Genomic DNA, 26,886 nt, shown 5'->3' on the forward strand with positions numbered 1-26,886 from the left:
GAACTGGTTACAATCAATTTCTCACTGTTGTTTTCAACTGCAAGGTAATTGTCATTACCCATGTATTTAGCTGAAATCTCATAGACATCAGAAGCAAGACCATTAATTACAATGCTTCCTTCACCATTTTCATCCAATTCAACAGCATAAGCAATTCCATCAACCCTTACAAGAACAACTCCATAAACTGGCTCATCAGAGTTACCAATTACCTTAACAGTAATTGTAGCAGGAGTGTTGTAAACATATTCACCGCCAGTGACCTCAAGGACAGCATCACTAGCCTTTTCAACTGCAATGCTTCCTAAAGCATTGGCAACAAGATAGTTGTCACTTACAAATTCTACATAACTTACATAATCACCGGCACTTAGGTTTTCAAATTCAGCTTGACCACTACCATTAATTACAGTTACATTCTTAACGGTTCCGTTTACATTGATTGTAGCGTTTCCGTTTAAAAGAGCCCCTTCAAGACCGCTTACAGTAATGTTTACAACAGCCACTTCACCATAATCAATAGTGACATTTTCAACAGCAATGTCAACCTTAGAGTCTGAAGCCTTGCTTACTTCAACAGTCACATTATCCTCAACAATGGAAGGATCATAATCAGTGCTGTTAAACATTACATCAATTGTGTATGTGCCAACATCCAAAATGCCGAAGTTATAAGTTCCTACACCATCAGCAACACTTACGTCAATCCATTCTCCACCATTAATTCTAATTTGAACGGTTCCGGTAATATTATATCCTTCTGAATCAACAAGACTGATGTTTGCAATAAGATCATTGCCGTAAACAATATCAGAAGCGCTAAGATCAATTATCGCCTTATTGGATTTGACAATAATCAATTCCTCACTGTCGTTTAAAGCAGAGTTATAATTATCATCACCAAGGAATTTAGCCTCAATGCCATAAGTGCCTGAAGCAAGACCGGTAATGTTAAGATCTCCAATACCATCAACAACACTTACAGCATATCTGGTTCCGTTAACAACTACAACAACAGTGCCGTTTAAGAGAGTGCCTCCATTAGCAACTACCCTTACAAATACAGTAGCAGGGTTATTGTAGATGTATTCGCCACCAGTAAGTTCAAGAGTAGCATTAGCCTTAGCAACACTTACAGTACCACTTGCAACAGCGGTTTCGTAGTTATTGGAAATGAATTCAACGCTTGAGACATAATTGCCAGCTTCCAATCCGGCAAATTCAGCTTGAGCAATACCCTCAGTAACAGTTACAGTTTCACTGTGACCGTTAACTGTAATGGTTGCAGTACCATTCAATAGAGCACCTTCAAGACCGGTTACAGTAATGTTTACAACAGCCACATCACCATAATCAATAGTGACATTTTCAACAGCAATGTCAACCTTAGAGTCTGAAGCCTTGCTTACTTCAACAGTCACATTATCCTCAACAATGGAAGGATCATAATCAGTGTTGTTAAACATTACATCAATTGTGTATGTGCCAACATCCAATTTGCCGAAGTTGTAGCTTCCTACACCATCAGTAACACTTACATCAATCCATTCTCCGCCATTAATTCTAATTTGAACGGTTCCGGTAATATTGTATCCTTCTGAATCAACAAGACTGATGTTTGCAAGAACATCATTGCCATAAACAACATCCTCAGATACTAAATCAATTATAGCCAATTTGGAACTGGTTACAATCAATTTCTCACTGTTGTTTTCAACTGCAAGGTAATTGTCATTACCCATGTATTTAGCTGAAATCTCATAGACATCAGAAGCAAGACCATTAATTACAATGCTTCCTTCACCATTTTCATCCAATTCAACAGCATAAGCAATTCCATCAACCCTTACAAGAACAACTCCATAAACTGGCTCATCAGAGTTACCAATTACCTTAACAGTAATTGTAGCAGGAGTGTTGTAAACATATTCACCGCCAGTGACCTCAAGGACAGCATCACTAGCCTTTTCAACTGCAATGCTTCCTAAAGCATTGGCAACAAGATAGTTGTCACTTACAAATTCTACATAACTTACATAATCACCGGCACTTAGGTTTTCAAATTCAGCTTGACCACTACCATTAATTACAGTTACATTCTTAACGGTTCCGTTTACATTGATTGTAGCGTTTCCGTTTAAAAGAGCCCCTTCAAGACCGCTTACAGTAATGTTTACAACAGCCACTTCACCATAATCAATAGTGACATTTTCAACAGCAATGTCAACCTTAGAGTCTGAAGCCTTGCTTACTTCAACAGTCACATTATCCTCAACAATGGAAGGATCATAATCAGTGCTGTTAAACATTACATCAATTGTGTATGTGCCAACATCCAAAATGCCGAAGTTATAAGTTCCTACACCATCAGCAACACTTACGTCAATCCATTCTCCACCATTAATTCTAATTTGAACGGTTCCGGTAATATTATATCCTTCTGAATCAACAAGACTGATGTTTGCAATAAGATCATTGCCGTAAACAATATCAGAAGCGCTAAGATCAATTATCGCCTTATTGGATTTGACAATAATCAATTCCTCACTGTCGTTTAAAGCAGAGTTATAATTATCATCACCAAGGAATTTAGCCTCAATGCCATAAGTGCCTGAAGCAAGACCGGTAATGTTAAGATCTCCAATACCATCAACAACACTTACAGCATATCTGGTTCCGTTAACAACTACAACAACAGTGCCGTTTAAGAGAGTGCCTCCATTAGCAACTACCCTTACAAATACAGTAGCAGGGTTATTGTAGATGTATTCGCCACCAGTAAGTTCAAGAGTAGCATTAGCCTTAGCAACACTTACAGTACCACTTGCAACAGCGGTTTCGTAGTTATTGGAAATGAATTCAACGCTTGAGACATAATTGCCAGCTTCCAATCCGGCAAATTCAGCTTGAGCAATACCCTCAGTAACAGTTACAGTTTCACTGTGACCGTTAACTGTAATGGTTGCAGTACCATTCAATAGAGCACCTTCAAGACCGGTTACAGTAATGTTTACAACAGCCACATCACCATAATCAATAGTGACATTTTCAACAGCAATGTCAACCTTAGAGTCTGAAGCCTTGCTTACTTCAACAGTCACATTATCCTCAACAATGGAAGGATCATAATCAGTGTTGTTAAACATTACATCAATTGTGTATGTGCCAACATCCAATTTGCCGAAGTTGTAGCTTCCTACACCATCAGTAACACTTACATCAATCCATTCTCCGCCATTAATTCTAATTTGAACGGTTCCGGTAATATTGTATCCTTCTGAATCAACAAGACTGATGTTTGCAAGAACATCATTGCCATAAACAACATCCTCAGATACTAAATCAATTATAGCCAATTTGGAACTGGTTACAATCAATTTCTCACTGTTGTTTTCAACTGCAAGGTAATTGTCATCTCCATAGTATTTAGCTGAAATCTCATAGACATCAGAAGCTAAACCGCTGATGGAAATGTTTCCTTTACCCTCATTAAGAACAATTGCATAATCCATGCCATTAACATTTACAACTACAACTCCATCTAATGCTTCACCGGAATTGCCGCTGACGCTTACATTGACAATGGCAGGCAAGCCATAGACATAGCTTCCTCCACTTACTTCAAGTGTAGCATTAGCCTTGGCAACACTTACGGCAGCTGTTCCGCTGACAGCAGTGTAGTTGGCATTTGTAAATTCTGCAAAGGATATGTAGGTTCCTGCAAGTAAATCTTCAAATTCAGCTTGAGCAAAACCATCAATAACATCTACATTCTTAGTTGTTCCATTAACCTTGATGCTTACTGTTCCATTAAGACCAATGCCATTCTCATCCTTAACACTTACTTTGACTATAGCCACATCACCATATTTAATGCCTACATCCTCAACAGTGATTATTGCACTTGCAGCCTTTACGCTTACATTTACACTGTCTTCAACAATGGAAGGATCATATGCAGTGCTATTGAACATTACATCAATTCTGTAAGTGTCAACAGCTAAGTCAGTGAAGTTATAAGTTCCTACACCCTCAGCAACACTTACATCAATCCAATCTCCGCCATCAATTCTAATTTGAACGGTTCCAGTCAATCCATAAGTCTCATTATCAACAAGAGTGATGACTGCAGTAATGTTGTTTCCATAAATTACATCTTGAGCAGTTACATCAATGAAGGCGACTTTAGAGCTTGTAATGATCAATTTCTCAGTATTGTTTTCAATGGCAGTGTAATTTTCATTTCCGACATATCTTGCACTGATGTTATAAACATCGGAAGCCAATCCATCAATGTCTACACTTCCTTCACCATTTTCGTCCAATACAATAGCATAACTAATTCCGCTTACATTAAGGATTACAACACCGGTTAATGCTTCATTTGAATTACCTTTAACTTCTACGCTTACAGTGGCTGTGTATCCATATACATAGGTTCCGCCATTTACTATAAGGGTAGGTTCAGCCCTATCCACTGTTACAGTACCGCTTTCAAATCCTGCATCATAGTTTTCATTGATGAAGAGAACATCTGAGGTGTATGCGCCTGCAGCAAGACCTGTGAAATTGGCTTGACCTATACCATCGACAACATCCACTTCAATAGTTTTTCCATCCACTGTAATGGTTGCAGTACCATTCAATGGAGCTCCTTCAAGACCTGTTACAGTAATGTTTACAGTAGCGTTTTCACCATAGTAAATTCTTACATCCTCAACTATAATGTCAATGGATGAATCTACCTTAGCAACTGTTACGCTAGTGTTTGCAGTTACATTATCAGGAACAAAGCTTGCATTTACAAATTCAACATCAATGGAGTAGACCGCTGCATCCAATTTACCGAAGTTGTAGCTTCCTGCACCATCAGTAACACTTACATCAATCCAATCTCCACCATTAATTCTAATTTGAACGGTTCCGCTTAAGTTATATCCTTCACCATCTACAAGACTAATATTTGCAATTACGTTCTTGCCATAAATCACGTCTTGAGAGCTTACATTAAGAATTGCAAGTTTGGATCTTGTAATGATCAGGTTTTCAGTGTTGTTTTCAACAGGGGCATAATTATCATCACCAATGTATCTTGCAGCAATATTATATCTATTTGAAGCAAGACCTGTAATTTCAACACTGCCCTTACCATTTTCATCCAATACAACAGCGTAATCAACATCATTTACATTTACTACAACAACACCGCTTAATGCCAAACCATCATTACCTCTTACGGTAAGATTGACTATGGCTACAGTGCCGTATTCATATTCTCCACCAATTACTTCAAGGCTAGCGTTAACAGCTCTTGCAACTACTACAGAACCTGTTCCATTTGTACTTGTGTAGTTTACATTGCTAAACTCTACATAGGATACATAAGTGCCTGCAAGCAAATCAGCGAAATCAGCTTGGGCAACACCCTCAAGAACATTTGCATTCTTAGTTGTTCCATTAACCTTGATGCTTACTGTTCCGTTAAGACCAACACCATTGATGTCAGTTACATTGACCTTGACTATAGCCACATCACCATATCCGATGCTTACATCCTCAACCTTAATGATTACTTCATCAGCATAAACATGAACCTCTGTACCGTTTACAACAGTTGCAGGATCATATGCATCATTGCTAAAGCTTACATTAATGGTGTAGTTTCCTACAGCCCATTTACCGAGATCAATTTCAAGTTTGCCATTGTCTATCGCTACATTTTCCCAGCTTCCAATACCTTCAACGGTAATGTTTACAAATCCTGTAATATTGTATCCTTCACCGTCAACAAGGATGATTGTAGCAGTCACATTGTTTCCGTAAACAAGATCAAGAGCGCTTACACTTATGAATGCATCCTTGGAACTTGTAATATGCAATTTCTCAGTGTTGTTTTCAACAGCCTTATAATTCTCATCACCAAGGTATTCTGCACTAATGTCATAGGTGCTTGAAGCAAGTCCCTTAATGTATAATTCTCCAGTTCCATTACTGAGTGTAATTGCATATGTGGTTTCATCAACAGAGACAAGAACAGTTCCGTTAAGGAATTCTCCATCATTGCCGGTTACGGTAACATTGATTCTGGCACTTGTGTTGTAAGGATATGAACCGCCGCTTACATAAAGGCTAGCGTTTTGAGCCTTTCTCACAATCACAGAACCTGAAGCGAAACCAGGAGCATAATTGTCATTAGCAAATACTACATTGGAGACATAACTGCCTGCATTCAAGTTTTCAAAGAGAGCTTGACCGGTACCGTTAACAACATTTACATCACGAGTGGTTCCGTTTACGGTAATGTTAGCCTTACCGTTAAGTCTTTCATTGTCAATTCCGATAACAGTAATGTTTACAATTGCAATTTCACCATAGGAAATGTCCACATTCTCAACAGTAATGTTCAATTGGTTGTCTCCCATAAGGCTGACACTAGCATTAGTTGTGTCATTTACAAGAGCAGGATCATAATAGGAATCCTCAAATTTAACATCAATTGTGTAGTTTCCAACAGCCAATGAGCCAAAGTCATAAGTTCCTACACCCTCAGTAACTGTTACATCAATCCATTCACCGCCGTCAATTCTAATTTGAACGGTTCCAGTCAAGTTGTATCCTTCACCGTCAAGCAATTTGATATGAGCAATCAAAGGATCTCCATAGATTACATTTTCAGCGCTTACATCGATTATTGCTGTCTTGGAACGTGTAATGTTCAATTTTTCACTGTTGTTTACAACAGCCTTATAATTGTCATCTCCAAGGTATTCTGCACTAATGTCATAAATGTTTGAAGCAAGTCCGCTAATGTTGACCTCACCTATACCATTTGCAACACTTACAGCATATTTGGTTCCATTAACAATTATTACAACAGTACCGTTAAGCATTGTGCCATCATTACCTTTAACTGTCACATTAACATTAGCTAAAGTGCCGTATTCATAATCGCCACCACTAACCTCAAGGACAGCATCAAGTGCCTTAGTAACATTTACATATCCTGCAGCACTTGCAGCGGTATAGTTAGCATTAGTAAATTCAACCTCTGAAACGTATTTGCCAACAGGCAATACTCCAAAGTCTTTTTCTGCCACACCATCAGTAACAGTTACAGTTTCACTTTGACCGTTAACTGTAATAATGGCAGTACCATTGAGAGGTGCACCGTCAACACCTGTTACAGTAATGTTTACTCTTGCATTTGTGCCATATGCAATGCTTATGTTTTCAACTGCAATGACAGGAGCAACAGCCTTAACACTTACATCACAGCTATCATTTACAGGAGCATTATCATACTCCTCATTTACAACTACATTAATGGTGTAGTTTCCTACAGCCCATTTGCCGAGATCAATTTCAAGTTTGCCATTGCCTATCGCTACATTTTCCCAGCTTCCAATACCTTCAACGCTAATGTTAAGGGTTCCTGTTAAATTGTTTCCTTCACCGTCAACAAGGACAATTGTAGCAGTCACATTGTTTCCATAATCAACATCAGAAGCGGTTATGCTTAGATATGCTTTCTTGGAGCTTGTAATGTTAAGCTTTTCACTGTTATTTACAACATTTTCATAATTGCTGTCTCCAATGTAAGTAGCATTGATGTCATAGATTCCAGAGGCAAGTCCGGCAACATCAAGTTTGCCTTCACCAGAACTGTTTAATACAATAGCATAATCGGTTCCGTTAAGTTTTACGATTACAACACCAGTTAAATCCTCATTTGAGTTACCTTTAACTTTAACGCTTATTGTAGCGGTGGTGCCATATTCATAATCACCGCCAATTACTTCAAGTGTAGCATTTGTAGCTCTGATTACTGTTACAGTACCGCTAGCACTTGTGGTTATGTAATTAGGGCCTTCAAATACAATATCGGATATGTATTTTCCAACCTCAAGACCTGTGAAGTTTGCTTCAGCAATACCCCCTATTACGGAAACAGGTTTGTTTTCTCCGTTTACAGTAATATTAGCAGAACCGCTAATCAATTGACCGGTAGTATTTTTAACAGTAATGTTTACAGTGGCAACACCGCCATACTTGATAGTGATGTTTTCAACTGCAATGACAACATCAGCAGGACTTACAGTTACTTCAGTGCTGTTAACAACTTTGGAAGGTTCATAGTAAGTGTCTGCAAAGCTTACATTAATGACATAATCATCTGCATCCCTTACGCCGAAGTTATAATCTTTAACACCGTTTTCAACTTCAATTGAAATCCAGCTGACACCATCATCAATACTGATAGAAACAGTACCGTTAAGGAGCTTGCCTTCATCATCAACTAATTTTACAGTAGCAATTAAATCCTCACCATAAACCACATCTTCAGCATCTACACTTACAAATGCAATCTTGGATTTTGTAATGTTCAATTTTTCAGTATCATTTACAAGATTTGCATAATTCTCATCACCAATGTAAGTAGCATTGATCTCATAGATTCCAGAGGCAAGTCCAGTAATGTTAACTGTTCCTTGACCGCTGGCATTCAATATGACTGCATAATCTACATTGTTTACAGTAACTATTACAACACCGCTTAAAGCCAGATCATCATTTCCGTGTACACTTACATTTACTTGAGCAATAGTGCCGTATGGATAGTCTCCGCCAATAACAACAAGGCTAGCGTTAGTAGCCCTATCAACCCTTACAGTACCATAAGCAAGAGTAGTATTGTAATTAGGGTTTGTAAATACTACTTCAGAGACATAATTTCCAGCAAGTAAAGCAGTGAAGTCTTCATAAGCCACACCATTTGTAACAGTTACAGGTTTGGAAGTACCGTTTACAGTAATATTAGCAGAACCGTTAATCACTTGACCTGTAGTGTCTTTAACTGTAATGTTTACACGAGCAGCATCTCCATAATTAATAGTGACATTTTCAACTGCAATGACAACAGCAGCAGGACTTACAACAAACTCGCCAGTGATTGTCTTAGTGGTGTAATTAGCACAGCCACTGTATACAATTTCAATAGTGTAGGAGCCTGCATTAGGTTTTACAAGTTTCACTTCAAGTCCATCAGTGCCGATAATCAATACTTTAGTATCCACAATACCTGTACTGTTATTTACAGTTACAGTTAATGTGCCGCTTGCACCTTCAGGAACAGTGATTGCAATAGTTTCATCAGCGCCATAAACAATGTCAGGACTGTCTTCACTAATTGCAGGATCAACCGGACTTACAACAAATCCGCCAGTGATTGTTTTGGTTTCATAATTAGTATCGCCGGAGTAGACAAGTTCAACTGTGTATTCTCCACCCTCAGGTTTGGACTTGCTTACAGTGAAAGTCTTGTCCTCTTCGCTAAGAGTCGCAATAGTGATTGTTTCTCCTACTTGAGTTCCATTTACCTTAACAATGATTGTACCTGTAGCGTCACCGGCAATGGTAACTGTGATTTCCTCATCAGCGCCATAAACAATGTCAGGACTGACTTCACTCATAACTACTTCAGCCTTAGTCACTGCAAAGGCACCTGTAATGGTCTTGGCATTATAATTGTTGTCACCGGAGTAGATTACAGTAATATTGTGTTGAACATCTACAACAGGCTTGACCATAACAAATACAAGGTCGCTTACACTATGGTTTCCAATTTCCACCTCATCAACTAAAACCTTAATGGTTCCGGTAGGATCAAGCACGCCTTCAATACCATCAATGCTTACAGTAATGGTCTCATCCGCACCATAAACAATTGTAGCTGCACTGGATTGAGTTAATGTCACTTCATTGCGGGCAACAGCAAATTCGCCGCTTACAGACTTATTGGTGTAATTGCCGTCTCCACTATAGAATGCAGTGAATTCATAGTTTCCAGCTAAAGGAGCTGTAATGTTAAATACAGCTTGATGGTTTTCATCAATGCCTATAGGAGTGTAATAAGAACCGTTTACAACAAGATAAACTGTACCGGTAGCATCATTAGGAAGAGTGATAGTAATAGTCTCATTCTCACTGTAATCAATGTTAGGACTGACTTCACTCATTTCAAATGTGTCGTTTTTACTTACAGCAAACTCGCCAGTGATTGTTTTGGTATTATAATTATTGTCACCAGAGTAAGTTACAGTAATATTGTGTCTTGAATCTACACCAGGTTTTGAAACTGTAAATATAAGTTCCCTATCTCCTGCAATAGCTTCAGTAATGGTGACAGGGTCTAAATCAACTCCATCAACAGTTACTGTAACTTTACCTGTAGCGCCGCCTGAAATGCTTACATTAATCTTCTCATCATTTCCATATACAATGTCTGGAGAGACTTCGCTTAATTGAACATTAATCAAGGTCACTTCAAACTCTGCTGAAGCATTACTGTCAAGATAGTTGTGATCATCTGTGTAGTTTAGGCTTACTGTGTAATTGCCTACATCCAAACCACTTACTTGATAGATATATTCGCTGGTTTCATTAAATGGATCAATCACTTCAGAGCGGATTATTTCATCACTGCTTGCGTTTCTAATAGTTATGTTAAGTTTACCGCTTGCATTATAGTTATTCAAGCTAATTGTAATGTTTTCCATTGCAAGATATTCAATTGTTTCAGCACTGACAGCTATTGAAGATGCAGATTTATATACATTGAATGTTCTTGTAGTCTCTACAACACCATAGTTAGGGTCATTAGGAGTACATGTAATGTTTATTCTATAACCATTTGCAACTTCAAGATATGGTCTGTCTCCACCTTGGATTACAAAGCTGGCCTTACCTGATTCAATAGCAGCAGATTTAGTATAATCTCCAAATACAATTGAAACTGTACCAGAGTCAACACCTTCTACATATACAACAAGATTTTGCTCATCATGATAATATGTATCATTTAAATCAATTCTAAGTGTAAGATCTGTTGGGCTAACCTTAAATGTGCCACTGATGGAACTTGCATTATAGTTAGTATCTCCACTGTATGAAGCATTTACCTCATATTCTCCAGCGCCAAGTCCTTCAATAGTGAAACTTGCAACTCCATCTGCACCAATTTCCTTACTCATTTCATAGACAGTGCCATTAACCTTAATGCTTACAAACATGCTAGGTTTTTCTGCACCTGCTACATCAACACCACTTACAGTTACATTAATATATTCATTAGCACCATATGTGATGTTTTCAAGTTCAATAGCCATTGCAGGAACTGTTTTGTTAATGTGGAATGGCTCATTAGCAGCAATGGAACGATATCTCACATCACCATTATAGCTAGCAAATACTCTGTAATTGCTTGCATTCAAGATTCCTAAATCAAAGCTGACTGCACCATCTGTTAAGTCTTTAGTTTGTGTAATTATTTCAGTGCCGATATCTACATTAATTGTTACATTACCTGTAGGGTTTACACCGCCTTCAACAGGAAGGACAGTAACCCTGATGATTTCATTATTACCATAGGTCAGATTGGAAGGAACAATATTAATTCCTGCAGGATTTGCTTGAGATACAACAAACTCAACTGGCAAATTATTCATATCATCATAGTTTGGATCTCCGCTATAACTAGCAGTCACATAATAATTTGCAACATTTAATCCTTCAAATACAATTTGACCATGTCCGCCAGTCATGTTTACAGATTTTGTTACTTCGCCAATTTTAATTGTAATGTTACCGCTTACATCACTGTTAGGAATTGTAATGTCAATGACTTCCTCAGCACCGTAAGTAATGTTTATTGGACTAATGATAATTGTTGGAGCAATCTTATAAACTTCAAAGTCTGCAGAAAGCTCTTTATCATTATAGTTATCATCATCTACATAATGAGCAACAACGGTATAATTCTTGATTGCCAATCCTTCAATTGTAAATTCTGCAATACCGTTAACTAAAGCCACTTTGCTGCTTGTGTAGACTGTTGTTTCACTATCATTAATCACAAGATATACATTACCGCTTGCGTTTTTATCTCCTACAGTTACAGTAATGATTTCATTTGTACCGAAACTAATATTTGTAGGGCTTACAGTCATATCAGCAATATCTGCCTTGTTTACCATGAAGTAAGCAAGTTCACTGCTTGCATTATAATCATTGTTACCATTGAATGTAGCGTTTACAACATACTTTGTGTCCTTGTATACAAGACCGCTTGCATTAAATCTTGCAACACCATTTGAAACCGGAATTGTTTGATTTATCTTTGTACCTTCAATAAAGAGGGTTACAAATCCGGAATCAATAAGAATTCCATTTTTACCATATACGGTAACATTGATTAACTCATCATCACCGTATTGAATATCATTTACTTCAATTACTATATTTGATACTGCCTTATCAACAATAAATGGATTTTTAACCTCTGTTTGCTCGAAGTGCTCATCTCCAGTATAGTTTGCAAATACGAAGTATCTGCCTGCAGGCAATGTCACATTAGTATAACTTAAGTCAAAGGTTAAGTTACGGATATCGCCATCAACACTAGCTTCACTAAGGTTTTTAGTGAAAGTGTAAGTATCGGCAGCTGTTGAAAGGGTAATTGTTACATTTCCTGTAGCATCATGAGGTGTGATTACACTTACATATTCTGTGTCAGTAAAGTTAATGTCTATAGGTTCAACACTCATGAAACTTACAACAAACTCATATTCATCTGTACTGTTTTCATAGTTAGGGTCACCATAATACTCAACTGTAACATTATAAAGACCTAAAGGCAAGTTCTCAAATATAGAGCTTACACCATGGATATCGGTTTGTGTAAAGTCAGCAATTACTGTACTGTTAACAATTTCATTGCTACTGTTTCTAATTGTAATGTTTACATTACCGTGGACCTTAGGATCGGTAAGAACAACGCTGATTGTCTCATCTTGACTGATTCTAATGTCACGTCCATATACCTCTACATTGGAAACCGCTTTTGATACATTAAATGAACTGCTTACATTCTTATTTGAGTAGTTTCCAGAACTTATGAAATTAGCTTGAACAAGATAATTGTCTTTTGCATTCAAATCACTTAAAACAAATATTGCACGACCATTTTCAAGAGTTTGGGTATCTTTAAGTACAGTATCAAGATAGAGTTCAATGCTTCCTGTAGCATCATCTGCAACATAGACTTCTATAGTTTCATCATCACAGAATGTAATGTCGGATGCAGATACAGCCATGCCTTCAGGTTGAGCAGGCAATACCTTAAAGCTTCCATCAATTTGCTTAATTACATAATTTATATCTCCAGAGTATACAATGGAAATATTATGTTTATCGTCTGCAGAAGGTTTAATGATTGTAAAGCTTAACTCATCCAATCCAATTGTCCTATTTCCTAAGAGCTGCTCATCAAGGTATAATTTAAAGTTACCTGTAAGGTCTGATTCGACATCATTGATTGTAATTATTAAATTATTACCATAATATATTTCAGCATCATAAGAAGCAGTCCATCCGGAATTGATTTTAGATACATTAAAGCTTCCGTTAATGGTTTTGGAATTATAGTTATTGTCACCATTATAGATAGCTGAGAAATTATATTCGCCAGCATTCGGTTTGACAATTGTGAATACTGCCTTATTGTCTGTGATTGTAACCGGATCATAGTATGTGCCGTTAACAACAAGGGATACAGTTCCGCTTACTGTATCATCAAAGCTGTTAATGGTAATTATTTCATTATTTCCATACTCAATGTTGGAACTGGATTCACTAATGCTGGTATCAATCTTGTGAATAATGAAGTATGCAGAATTACTGCTATTATTATAGTTCAAATCATTGAAATATTCAACATTTACCCTATATGTGCCAGCATCAATTACATCATTATAGCTCAATTCTTTAGTGCCGGTTGCCATATCGACAGTATCTGTTTTCACTACAGAGCCGTTATTAGCATTGATTATTTGAACTAAAACACTGCCGCTTGCATTCACTGCGCTTAAGTTTAATGTAAACTTAAGTTCTTCTTTATAATTGAAGTTTGTAGTGTTTACAGCAATATCAGAAACTGCCTTAGAGACATTGAAGCTAGTATTGTATTCTTTTGGATTGTAATTTGAATCTCCATTATATGTAACGCTTACATTATACTCGCCAGCTTGGAGATAGTTTGAATCACCATTTGGAATAGTTAAACTTGCTCTTCCGCCACTCAATGCAATTGGCTCTCCATACGGTACATCATTAAGTTTAATTGTAACAGTTCCGATAGCATCATCAGCAACAAATAGGCTAATGGTTTCAGGGTTTCTATATATAATGTTTTGAGCTGAAACCACCATTGATGAGACATCAGCAAGATCTACCTTAAAGGTCGCAGTAACTGTCTTAGTAATATAAATATCATCACCGGAGTAGATAACAGTTACATTGTGCTCTGGGTCAGCTGAAGGTTTGACCTTGATAAATATAAGATTGCTCATACTGTGGTTACCGATTTCCTCACCATCAACTAAAACCTTAATGGTTCCAGTAGGGGCAGGAGCGCCTTGAACACCGGCAATGCTTACAGCAATGTTTTCATCCGCACCATATATAATGTCTTCAGTTGTTACATTAAGATCAAATGAACTGATTGGAGTAACTTTCATGGTTACTTCAAATGCAACAGTTGTTTCGTTAGCGTTGAAGTTATTGTCACCACTGTATGTTACATTAATTTCACTGTATTCTCCAATAGGAAGGGAGGTAACATTAACTACAGCAAGTCCATTTGCACCAACATCAGCATAATATGGTTCAAAACCATTAACAACAACTTTTACTCTGCCTGTTGCACTGCTATTCAATTGAACATTTATTACTTGATCTGCCATATATTCTGCACTTTCAGGATTAGCTATAGCACTGATTGTAGTGTTGGCCTTTTCTACAGTAAAGCTAGTTTCATTAAATGTAGATTTAAAGTATTCATTTCCATTATAGATTGCAGTAATATCATAAGTACCTGGAGACAATTCAGAGATTTCATCTTCCGCTTGAGAACTGCTGTTAAGAGTCTTTTCCCTTCTACCATTCAAGATAAATGTTACTGTACCGTTTGCACCAGGAACACTTGCAATGGCAGTGGCAGTTTGTCCATAAACAATATCTTCAACGCTTATTGAAAGGTCCACTTCACGTAAGTTTACAATGAATGTAGTTCTATTGTTTGCAGCTGTGTGATGCTCATCCCCTTCAAATACAGCACTTACCTCATATGTATATGCAGGAAGGTCATGTAATGTTAATGTTGCAGTATTGTTCTGAATTTGAACCGGATCATATGTGGTTCCGTTTACAGTGAATGTTACATTACCTGCAAACACAAAGGGTTCATTTGGACTTAATGTAGCTGTTATATCAACCTGTTGACCTTCATTGGTCTTTTCAACATTAATATTTAATGTAGTCTCAGCAGTTACATATAACAAACCAGTCTTGACTTCGTTTTTCTTCAATCCGCCTTCTGTTGCACTGACTACATATAAACCTTGATTAGTTTCCAAAAGGGTTCCATAGTTCATTTTGCCCACATAAGTTGAATCAACATAAGTATGGCCTCCATTGATTACATCAAACTTAAATGAATTTGGAACAACAATTGTATTGTTATTGTCATCCTTAATGGATGCATTCAATACAACGCTTTCACCTTGCATTACAGTTACTGAACTGTTGTCCAATACAACTGTGTAGGTTTGTGTTTCAATGCTTCCAAGATTTATTATGACATTATCAAATGTATTTTTATCTAACCATAAGCTACCTTCATTGTATACAGTGTAATCACCGGTTTCAGTTTCAGTAGCATTGTTTCTTGTAAGGTAAACACTGGTATCAGGACTGATTACAATAGGATTCTTAGCGCTTAAGTTAGAGTCAACTAAACTTGAGTTACCTCCGTCAAAGAGGATTGCAGTTGCATTATCGTTTAGGGAACTTAAGTTCTTAAGTTCAGCATTAGTAATTGTAATGTTGCCATTTGCATAGATTGCACCAGCTCTACCATAATTTACATTGGATCTATCAATTATTATATTATCCACATTAGCGCTGCTTTCATTAAGGAGGATTGCACCAGCCAAGAGGTTTGCGCTTGAATTTGAAATATTGGTATTGTTGATTGTAATATTTGAGGAATTTGTCCAAGTGATTGAACCTCCATATCTGTCTGAAAGACTGTCACTAATGTTTATATTATCCATTATTGTGTTATTTGCATTGTTTGCAGCAATTGAACCACCGGAAACAATTGCAGAGTTCTTAGTGAAGTTTGAATCTGTGATGTTTAATCCATTTGAATTATCGAGATAGATTGCACCACCATCACCATAGGAATTACCTTGAACATATGCACCAACAGTATTTGATGTGAAGCTTGAATTTACAATGCTACCATTGGTATTGTTTTCAATCATGATTGCTCCACCATATTCAAGAGCTATGTTTGATTCGAAAGTGGAATTTGCAATAATACCCTTAGCACCATCTCTCCAGTGGATAGCTCCACCATTGCTTGCAGTGTTAGTCTTGAATGTGGTATTTGTGATTGTATCATTTTCAGTACCCAACCATACAATAGCTCCACCGTTTACGCCAGCAGAGTTATCAGTGAATGTTACATTATAGATTAAACTTGACTCACCAGCAAGTCCAATAGCACCACCATCTTCTGTTGCACTGTTATTTGTAAAGTTGGAATTGGATATTGTTCCATTTTTACCTACCCAGTGAAGTGCACCATCATCTCTTGCAGTGTTGTTTTCAAATATGGAAAGATCTACCTTGAAATCATCACCATCACTTACATATATTGCACCACCATGGTCTGCACTGTTGTATGTGAAATTGGAATTCAGGATTTCCACATCATCAATTCCTTCAGCAAATATTGCACCACCATTTTCACTGGCTGAGTTGTGGTCAAAGACAATTCCATTAATAATAGCATTATCTGCACGTTCACCTACATAGATTGCACCACCGCTCTTAGCATGGTTATAATCAAATCTGGAATTGTTCAATTCACCAACACTTGCATTCCAATATATAGCACCACCTAATTCTGCAGCAGTGTTGTTTGTAAAGTTTGAATTAATAATAGCTGTACCAGTATCGTTTACTGCAATAGCACCACCGGAATATAAAGCGCTGTTGTTTTCAAAGGTGTCATTTTCAATTCTTGCACCGTTTCCTGTCAATAGAATAGCTCCGGCATAACCTCCTTGACGGGTTTCAATACCTAAATCCATAGCCTTATTGTTTGTAAAGCTACAGTTTATAAGGGAGTCGTTTTCACCATTGAAGAATACTGCACCACCTGCACGCTTAGCGACATTATTGTCAAAAGTACAGTTGAAGTAAGTAGTGTTGTTTCCTAAAACAACTGTAGCTCCTCCTCTACCAGCACCTTCTCCTCTTGTACCTAAAGCAGTGTTATTGATAAAGCTAGTGTTTGTAATGTTTCCGTTGCTTCCTTGGAATCCTACTGCACCAGCATTTCCACTGGCTGTGTTGTTGATGAAATTGGAATCATGGATTTCACCATACATTGATCCTTGAGCGAAACAGATAGCACCAGCATTGAATCCTGCAATATTGTTTGTAAAGTTGGAAGAGAGGACCTTACCATAGTAACTTCCTTCGAAACAGATTGCACTTGCATTGTTTCCAGCATAGTTAGAATCGAAACTTGAGTCTTTGACTGTGGTATAGTTACCTTCTACAAATGCAGCTCCACCTCTGGCTTGACTTTCTCCATTATCAAGAACACCTAAAGCAGAGTTGTTTATGAATGTGGAAGATTCGATTGTACCGTTTAAACCATTCCAGAAGATTCCTCCACCATTTCCGTCTTTAGCTGTGTTGTTAATAAATGTGGAATTAGCAACTAAACCATTATGAGCACCTTCATACCAATCAATAGCACCACCATTTGTACCGGCAGTGTTATTTGTGAAATTACAGTTGTTTACTGTAGTGTTTAAACATTCTCCGTCCTCGGTAGCCTTTTGAACATATATAGCTCCACCACGACGAACAGCATCGTTGAATGAGAAAGTTGAATTTTCAACCAAACCGTAGGAACCGGTCCAAATGACAGCACCACCGTCACCACCGTCTTCAATGGTTCCATTGACTAAACCATGAGCGTCATTGTTGTTGAAAGTGGAGTTAATGATTGAACCGTATTCACCATTCCAGTAGATAGCACCACCGCTGCGGTTAGCTGTGTTGTTTTCAAATACAGAATTAGATACAGAACCGTTAACAGCACCTTCATACCAATCAATAGCACCACCATTGGTACCGGCAGTGTTATTTATAAAGGTACAGTTGTTTACAGCAGTATCATTACATACTTCTTCATTTGTAGCCTTTTGAAGATATATAGCTCCACCACGACGAGCAGCATCGTTGAATGAAAATGTTGAATATTCAATTATACCATAGGAACCGGTCCAGATAACAGCACCACCGTCACCACCGTCTACAATGGTTCCATTGACTAAACCATGAGCATCATTGTTTGTAAATGTAGTATTTGAAATGGTACCGTTTAAACCGTTCCAGTAAACAGCTCCACCACTGCGGTTAGCTGTATTGTTTTCAAATGTTGAGTTTGCAAGGACACCATAGTGAGCACCTTCGAACCAGTCGATTGCTCCTCCATTGGTACCTGCTGTGTTGTTTGTAAAGGTACAGTTGTTTACAGTAGTGTTTAAACATTCTGTGGCATCATTAGCCTTTTGAAGATATATAGCTCCACCACGACGAACAGCATCGTTGAGGGAGAAAGTTGAATTTTCAATTAAACCGTAGGAACCGGTCCAAATGACAGCACCACCGTCACCGCCTTTATCCCTATCTGTTTCGTTAACTAAACCAAAAGCGTCATTGTTTATAAATTCAGAGTTTGCAATTGTACCGTTTTCACCATTCCAGTAGATAGCTCCACCACTGCGGTTAGCATAGTTGTCAATAAAGCTGGAATTAGCAACTAAACCATTATGAGCACCTTCATACCAGTCAATAGCACCACCATTGGTACCTGCTGTGTTGAAGATAAAGCTTGAATTGATTACAGAAGTGTTTTCACAAGCACTTTCATCACTAAGCTTTTGCAGATAGATAGCTCCACCACGGTGAACAGCGTCATTGTCATTAAATGTACAGAACTCGATAGTACCTTCAGAACCGGTCCAGATGACAGCACCACCGTCACCACCGAAACCTATGGATCCTATTTCAACCTCACCTAAAGCTGTGTTGTTTATGAAGTCAGTGTGTGAGATTGTACCGTTATGACCTGTCCAGTAGATAGCACCACCGCTTCTGGTAGCATTGTTGTTTTCAAAGTATGAATTATTTACAAGACCGTCTCCTGCTCCTTCATACCAGTAGATAGCTCCACCATCGGATCCTGCAATGTTATCCATGAATGTAAGATTATTAAAGCTTGCATTTGTAGAGTTTCTAAGGAAGAGTGCTCCTCCACGACCACCGGATTTAAGAGTAGCATTATAAATAGCCTTGTTGTTTATGAAAATGGAATCGGTAAGGTTTGCAGTGTCTCCATGCCATACAATAGCACCACCATCACCACCGATCTTTTCTTCAAACTGGTCTATACGGACTTCACCTGTTGCAGTGTTATTGGTAAAGTTGGACAAATGAATAGTACCGTTATGACCTACCCAGTAGACTGCACCTGCACTGCGCTTAGCAGTGTTGTTTATGAAAAGGGAATTATCAATAGTACCGTTTTCAGCTCCGTCAAAGAACTCAACTGCTCCACCAAGGTTACCTGCAGAGTTGTTGATAAATACATCATCAGCCAATACACAGTTTTTAGCCTCTCTCAAGAATACAGCTCCACCACGACCACCAGTGGAATTGTTTCCGTAACCTAATGTGTCATTGAATACAGCCTCATTAAATGTGAATGTACAGTTGGTAATATTACCTGCAGTACCTCTCCAAAGAATAGCACCACCGTCACCACCTGTATATTCATTATATACAGAGTATTGTATAAGGTTTAAAGCCTTGTTATAGCTGAATGTGGAATTGTATACAGTACCGTTTTCACCAGCCCAGTGAATAGCTCCACCACTACGGTTAGCAGTGTTATTGAGGAAGTTGGAATCACCGATTGTACCATTGTCTGCACCAGCAAACCAGTAGATAGCACCACCGTCAGCACCAGCAAAGTTATCGGTAAAGTTAGAACCTATGAAGTGAGAATTGGAACTGTTTCTAATGAATACAGCACCACCACGACCACCAGTATCATTAAACTGATTACCGGAATAGTCAGAAATAGCGGTGTTGTTGATAAAGTTACAGTTAGTAATGTTAGCTACATTACCGTGCCATGCAATAGCACCACCATTACCACCGGAAATGTTTCCTTCTTCACTGGTAAACATTAAGATACGTACAGCACCTACAGCAGTGTTATTGATAAACTGGGAATTAGCTACAGTACCGTTGGTACCTAACCAGTAGATAGCACCACCTGAACAGTTAGCAGTGTTGTTTATGAATACAGAATTGTTAAGGAAACCGTCTTTAGCTCCTTCATAGAACTCAATAGCACCACCAAGGTTACCTGCAGTGTTGTTTATGAATACATTATCTGACAAGGTACAATCAATAGCCTGTCTCAGGAATATAGCACCACCACGACCACCTGTATTGTTGCTTGCACAAGTGCTGTTATATATAGCTTCGTTGAATTCAAATGTACAGTTTGTAATGCTTCCTCCAGTATCTCTCCAGAGAAGAGCACCACCGTCACCACCGGTAAGCTCTTCATAAACTTGATATTGAACAATGTTTAAAGCCTTGTTATATCTGAATGTGGAATTGGAAATAACTCCATCTGCACCAGCCCAGTGAATAGCTCCACCACTACGGTTAGCAGTGTTGTTTTCAAAGTATGAATTATTCAAGGCACCATTGTTAGCACCATCAAACCAGTAGATCGCACCACCGTCAGCACCGGCAGTGTTGTTGATAAAGTTGGAACCTATGAACTCGGAATCGGAACTGTTTCTAATGAATACAGCACCACCACGACCACCAGTATCATTAAATCTATTCATTACACTCTCTGAATAGTCAGCAATAGCTGTGTTTAAGGTAAAGTTACAGTTAGTGATTGTCGCATCATTACCGTGCCATGCAATAGCACCACCATTACCACCTGAAATGTTTCCATCTTCGGTTTCAAACATTAAGATACGTAATGAACCTACAGCAGTGTTGTTGAGGAAGTTGGAATTGGATACAGTACCGTTGGTACCTAACCAGTAGATAGCACCACCTGAACAGTTAGCAGTGTTGTTTATAAATTCAGAACGATCCAAGACAACATTCTTAGCTCCTTCATAGAACTCAATAGCACCACCAAGATTGCCTGCAGTGTTATTATAAAATTTATTATCGGTTAAGGTACAGTTTTCAGCCATTCTTAAGAATACAGCACCACCACGACCACCAGTTGAAGGGTCTAGAGCGTTTTCATTATATACAGCAGTGTTTGAAATGAATGTACAGTTTGTAATGTTACCTCCAGTATCTCTCCAGAGAACAGCACCACCGTCACCACCGCTTACCTCATCATAAACTTGATATTGAACACGGTTTAAAGCGGAGTTGTTTATGAATACTGTATTGGAAATAACACCATCTGCACCAGCCCAATGGATAGCTCCACCACTACGGTTAGCACTGTTATTTATAAACTTGGAATCTGATACAACACCAAAGTCAGCACCATCATACCAATAGATAGCACCACCGCCAGCTCCGGCAGTGTTGTTTATAAAGTTGGAAGATAAGAAACTGGAATTGGAACTGTTTCTAATGAATACAGCACCACCACGACCACCTTTATCATCAAATCCTGAATTTGCATTATATACAGCAGTGTTGAATGTAAAGTTACACTTAGTGATGGTTGCATTATCACCGTGCCATGCAATAGCACCACCGTTACCACCGGTAATGTTATTTGCCTCGAATGTATTTGTGTGAACCTTACCGCTTGCAGTGTTGTTTTCAAATACTGAATTTGATACTGTACCATGCATTCCTAACCAGTACATTGCTCCTCCGGAACTTCCAGCTGTGTTGTTTATGAATGTTGCATTGTTCACAATACCATATCTTGCACCGGTATAGAACTCGACAGCTCCTCCAAGGTTGCCTGCAGTGTTGTCGATGAAGATGTCATCCTCAAGGACGCAATAGAAAGCCTCTCTCAGGAAGACCGCTCCTCCACGACCGCCTGTATTGTTGCTTGCGCAAGTGCTGTTGTGGACAGCCTCGTTTGAAATGAAGGTACAGTTTGTAATGTTTCCGCGAGTACCTCTCCAGAGGATAGCACCACCGTCACCACCGGTTTCTTCTACATATACTACATATTGAACAAGGTTTTTTGCAGTGTTGTTTATGAATGTTGAATTGTAGACTGTACCGTTTTCACCAGCCCAGTGAATAGCTCCTCCGCTACGGCCAGCTGTGTTGTTTTCAAACCATGAATTTTGGATGGTACCGTTGTTGGCATCACCATACCAGTAGATCGCACCTGCATCACCTTCAGCAGTGTTGTTGATAAAGTTGGAAGTACATATTTGGGTATTGGAACTGTTTAAGAGAATGATTGCTCCTCCACGTCCGCTGTTATCAAATGTTGCATTGCGGACTGCAGTGTTGTTTGTAAAGTTACAGTTGGTGATTGTTGCATAGTCTCCAATCCATCCTATAGCACCACCGTCACCACCGGACTTGTCACCGTCAATAAGATTGGAAACTTGACCTAGAGCCCTGTTGTTTTTAAAGATTGTGTTTGAAATTGTAAGATAATCCTCTTCACCATAGATAGCTCCAGCTGAACCGTATGAAGTGTGGTTTTCAAATACACAATCCTCTATTATCAAGTTTGCACCTTCACAGTAGATTGCTCCTCCAAGGTTGTCTTCGTTGAATCCATCTGATCTGTGTGTGTAGTTTGTTACACCGTTTACAAAAGTAATGTTTCTCAATACAACATTGTCTGCAGTAATATTGAATATTCTTGAAAAGTGCAATGCGTCAAGAGTGAAACCGTTACCGTTAATGATAAGTGTGGCGTTTATGTACATCTGACCGTCGTCATTGTAATAATCATCCTGAGTGCTGTCATATGTGTATGTGTATGAACGTGTCAGGTTAAGTTCAGTACGTCCACGGGAAATTGCAGCATCAATTAAACCTTGAAGAACTGTAAAGTTTCCTCTTGGATCAAATACTTCAAATGTTGTGTTGAACTGTTTGTAGAGGTATCGATCTTCAGAGAATCCGAATATTACAGTGAAATTTCCTTCCCTCTCGCTTGCAAGGATAAATGAAATGACGCCGTCTACAAAATCATTGTCTCCAGTAGGAACTGAATCGGTAGGATATGTGTAAGTACGGTATTCATCTGTGAAGTTGTATTTGTATGTAACCTTACCGTTTCTACTTTTTGTAGCATCAGAAGGAGCATATACAGTAATTGTACCTGTGAAACCCTTGATAGCAAGTTCCCAATCGATGTCGTAATCGTCATTGTCAAGGAAATAGGATTCTACAATAAATTCTCTGTCACCGAGTTTACCTGTAACCTTCTCTGTGGAATTTCTTTCAATACCGTCTCCCTTGAACAAGTCATAATCAACATATGCGGTAGTGGTATCTATTAGAACATAAGCTCCACCACCATTGTAGGAAGCAATATTTTCTTTGAATGTTGAATTGGCAATCTGGGTAACTCTTCCATCGTTGAGGTAGGCTCCTCCACCATTTTGAGCTGTGTTGTTTTCAAGGGTACAGTTTGTAATTGTGTTTGAATTGTCTGCACCTCTGCCGCTGTCATAGATAGCACCACCATTTGTACCTGCACTGTTGTTTAGGAAATTACAGTTTTTGACATTTTGCTGGTTTGAGTCAAGGTACAATGCACCTCCAACACCTGATTTTGCACTGTTGTTAGTGAAGTTACAGTTGTCTACGATACCGTTGTCACTGTTAAACCATACTGCACCTGCGGAAACAGTAGCTGTGTTGTTTGTGAAAACAGTGTTTGTGAGATTTGCCTTAGCCGCATTGTAAAGGTCAATTGCACCTCCGTTGTTTGCGCTGTTGTTTATATAGTTTTGCTTGTCTATGATTATGCCTTCACCGCCATACCAGTACAGACCTCCTCCATACCCGGCTGAGTTGGCTGTGAAGTTCATGTTTGTGAGGTTTATGTTTGAAGCGGTTCCAGATATTGCACCTCCGCTGCCGTATGCAGAATTGTTTGTAAATAATAAATTATAGAATTTGGAAAAGTCATTAGATGAACCTGAACCGATTGACAATGCTCCACCGTCTCCTGTAGTAGCCTTGTTATCTGTAAAGTTTATATTGTAAACATTTAAATCATTACCTGAAACATATAATGCACCTGCACTGCCACCAGTGTTATTGTAGAATCTTAAATCATAAATTTTTCCCTCAACAAGCCATGGCACGTAAGCTGCACCGCCTGATAATGCTGCGCTGTTGTTTGTAAAGTTACAGTTTGTAATAAGCCAATTCTTATAAAGGTTGTTTAAGTTCTCGTAGTTGTTACTAAAGAGACTTGTTGCAATAGCTCCACCAGACCTTCCAGCAGAGTTATTGTAGAATTTGATGTTTTGGAAACTTAGATTAGCATCTCCGGCAGCATGATAGAAGTAGAATGCACCACCATACCTTGCAGCATAGTTGTCTGTAAAGTTACAGTCCCTAATGTCTATGTCATAACAGTAGTCCAAGAGAATAGCACCATTTGCGGAAGCATTGTTTCCTTCAAACTTACAGTATCTGAATATTATGCCGTTTCCTCTGTTAATACCGACTGCACTTCCACCATATGAATCTGAAAGTGTGGAATTGTTTTTTGTAAAATTACAGTATAATATTTGAACATCAGTGTAGGAATTAGCCAGTTGTGCTGAATATAAATGGATTGCTCCACCTGAACCTGCATAGTTGCTGTCGAAATTATTGTTTGTTATTCTGATGGTTTCTCCATTCCTTGCAAAATAAATGGATCCTCCTTCATTATCCGCATTATTTCCAGTGAAGTTGGAATTAGTTACAGTGATTGTTTTAGCATTTTGACCAAAGGATAATGCTCCACCGGTTGATCCTGAGTTATCAGTAAATTTACAGGAGTTGATTTGAATATTTTCAGGCTCATTGATTGCATAAACAGCACCACCGCTGGTAATAGCTTCATTTGATGTGAAGTTACAATTTGTAATTACCTCATTGGCGACTCCATAACCTAAAAAGATACCTGCACCATTATTAGCTTGATTATCTTCAAATATATTATTGGTGAATGAAGTTCCATTTGCATTCCAGTAGATGGCTCCTCCATTGGAAACACCAGTATTGTTGATGAATTTGGAATTAGTAATCCTTGAAGAATCACTTGCACTATATGGTGCATATAATGCGCCTCCAAAGTATGCGGAATTGCTGTCAAATACACAATTGTCTACAACAGCCCTAGCTACAGTGTTAAATCTTATAGCTCCGCCTCTACCTTCATCATCTTCATCAGAACTTTCTGCCTTGTTGCCTGTGAAATTGGAATTTTGGATGTTTACCGGATTGTCAGTCTTATAAATCATGATTGCACCTACAACTTGTCCGGTATTATTATCAAAATTACAGGAATTTATTGAAATTGTGCCGAAACTTATGTAAAGAGCAGCCCTATTTGAAGCAACATTTCCAGTGAAATTACTGCCTGTAATTGTACAAGTTTGACCGTAGTTGGTATTAGAACCATATATTGCAGAACCATATGTACCAATATTTCCATCAAATCTACAGTTGCTTATGGACAAACCTACATATCTTTGTACATATATTGCTCCACCATAACTACTTGCAGTATTATTTGTGAAAGTACAATTGGAAAAAGTCCATGTTCTGTAAGTGTTACTAGAAGTACCATAAGCGCATACAGCCGCACCATTTCCAGAACATAAATTGTTTATAAACTGACAGTTGTTGAATGTCAGGGTACATCTGCTATCTGCATAAACAGCTCCGCCATCATTTTGACCAGTTCCAGCATTCCTAAAGATTATATTATTAAATGTAATAGTCCTTTGTCCAGTAATATAAAATATCTGTCCACGAGCATTAGCATCAAGAATATGATTATTACCATTTATAGTAAGATCTTTATTAATTGTAATCCTACTATAGTCTGCAGTGTTAGTGCCTACAGTGTAATCTTGTGTTAAAGATTTGGTATTTCCATTTTGGTTAATAAGTGTCTGCAAATTAGCAAGAGTATCACTTAACTTATTAGCCCCTAAATTGCTTTCAGATTTTGAACTCGCCTTTACAATCTCCTGTTCAGAATAACCCTTGTCCTCATTGAGCTCTCCTGAATCATTCTCTCCTATTAAATTACTTGAATCATCGATGGAGACATCCAGATCTTCATCTTGATTCTCTTCAACAGTCCTAGTATCCGCAATATCATTTGATACAGTATCCTTAACAATATTCGTGTCACTATTATTGTAATCTGAAATTATTGTATCGGATGACTGATCATCTATAGCTGATACAGCCCCTATTATTAAAAAGAATAATAGAATTAAAATGATTAAAAAATTCTTTTTGAATTTCATCATATCCCCTTTATCATATTTTTTTAAAAATACTTATCAGATTTTTTTTAAAAAGTTTATCAAATTTTTTTTAAAAAATACTTATCAGATTTTTTAAAAATATTTATCAAATTTTTTTTAAATATTTATCACTTTTATTTAAATAATCCACTTTTTTATTCTTAATGTGAGACAATAAAATAGGAAATATCAACTTAAAAAAATT

General features: G+C 38.0%; 1 protein-coding gene. It reads right to left on the reverse strand.

The window, feature by feature from the left end:
* The coding region (locus Q0138_RS04880; RefSeq protein ID WP_297981646.1) for an Ig-like domain repeat protein at positions 1-26,681 on the reverse strand (26,681 nt) is incomplete at its 3' end.
* Between the last annotated feature and the right edge of the window lie 205 nt (positions 26,682-26,886).

Origin of the sequence: uncultured Methanobrevibacter sp. (assembly GCF_937906425.1) — an archaeon.
In the GTDB taxonomy this organism is placed as follows: domain Archaea; phylum Methanobacteriota; class Methanobacteria; order Methanobacteriales; family Methanobacteriaceae; genus Methanobrevibacter.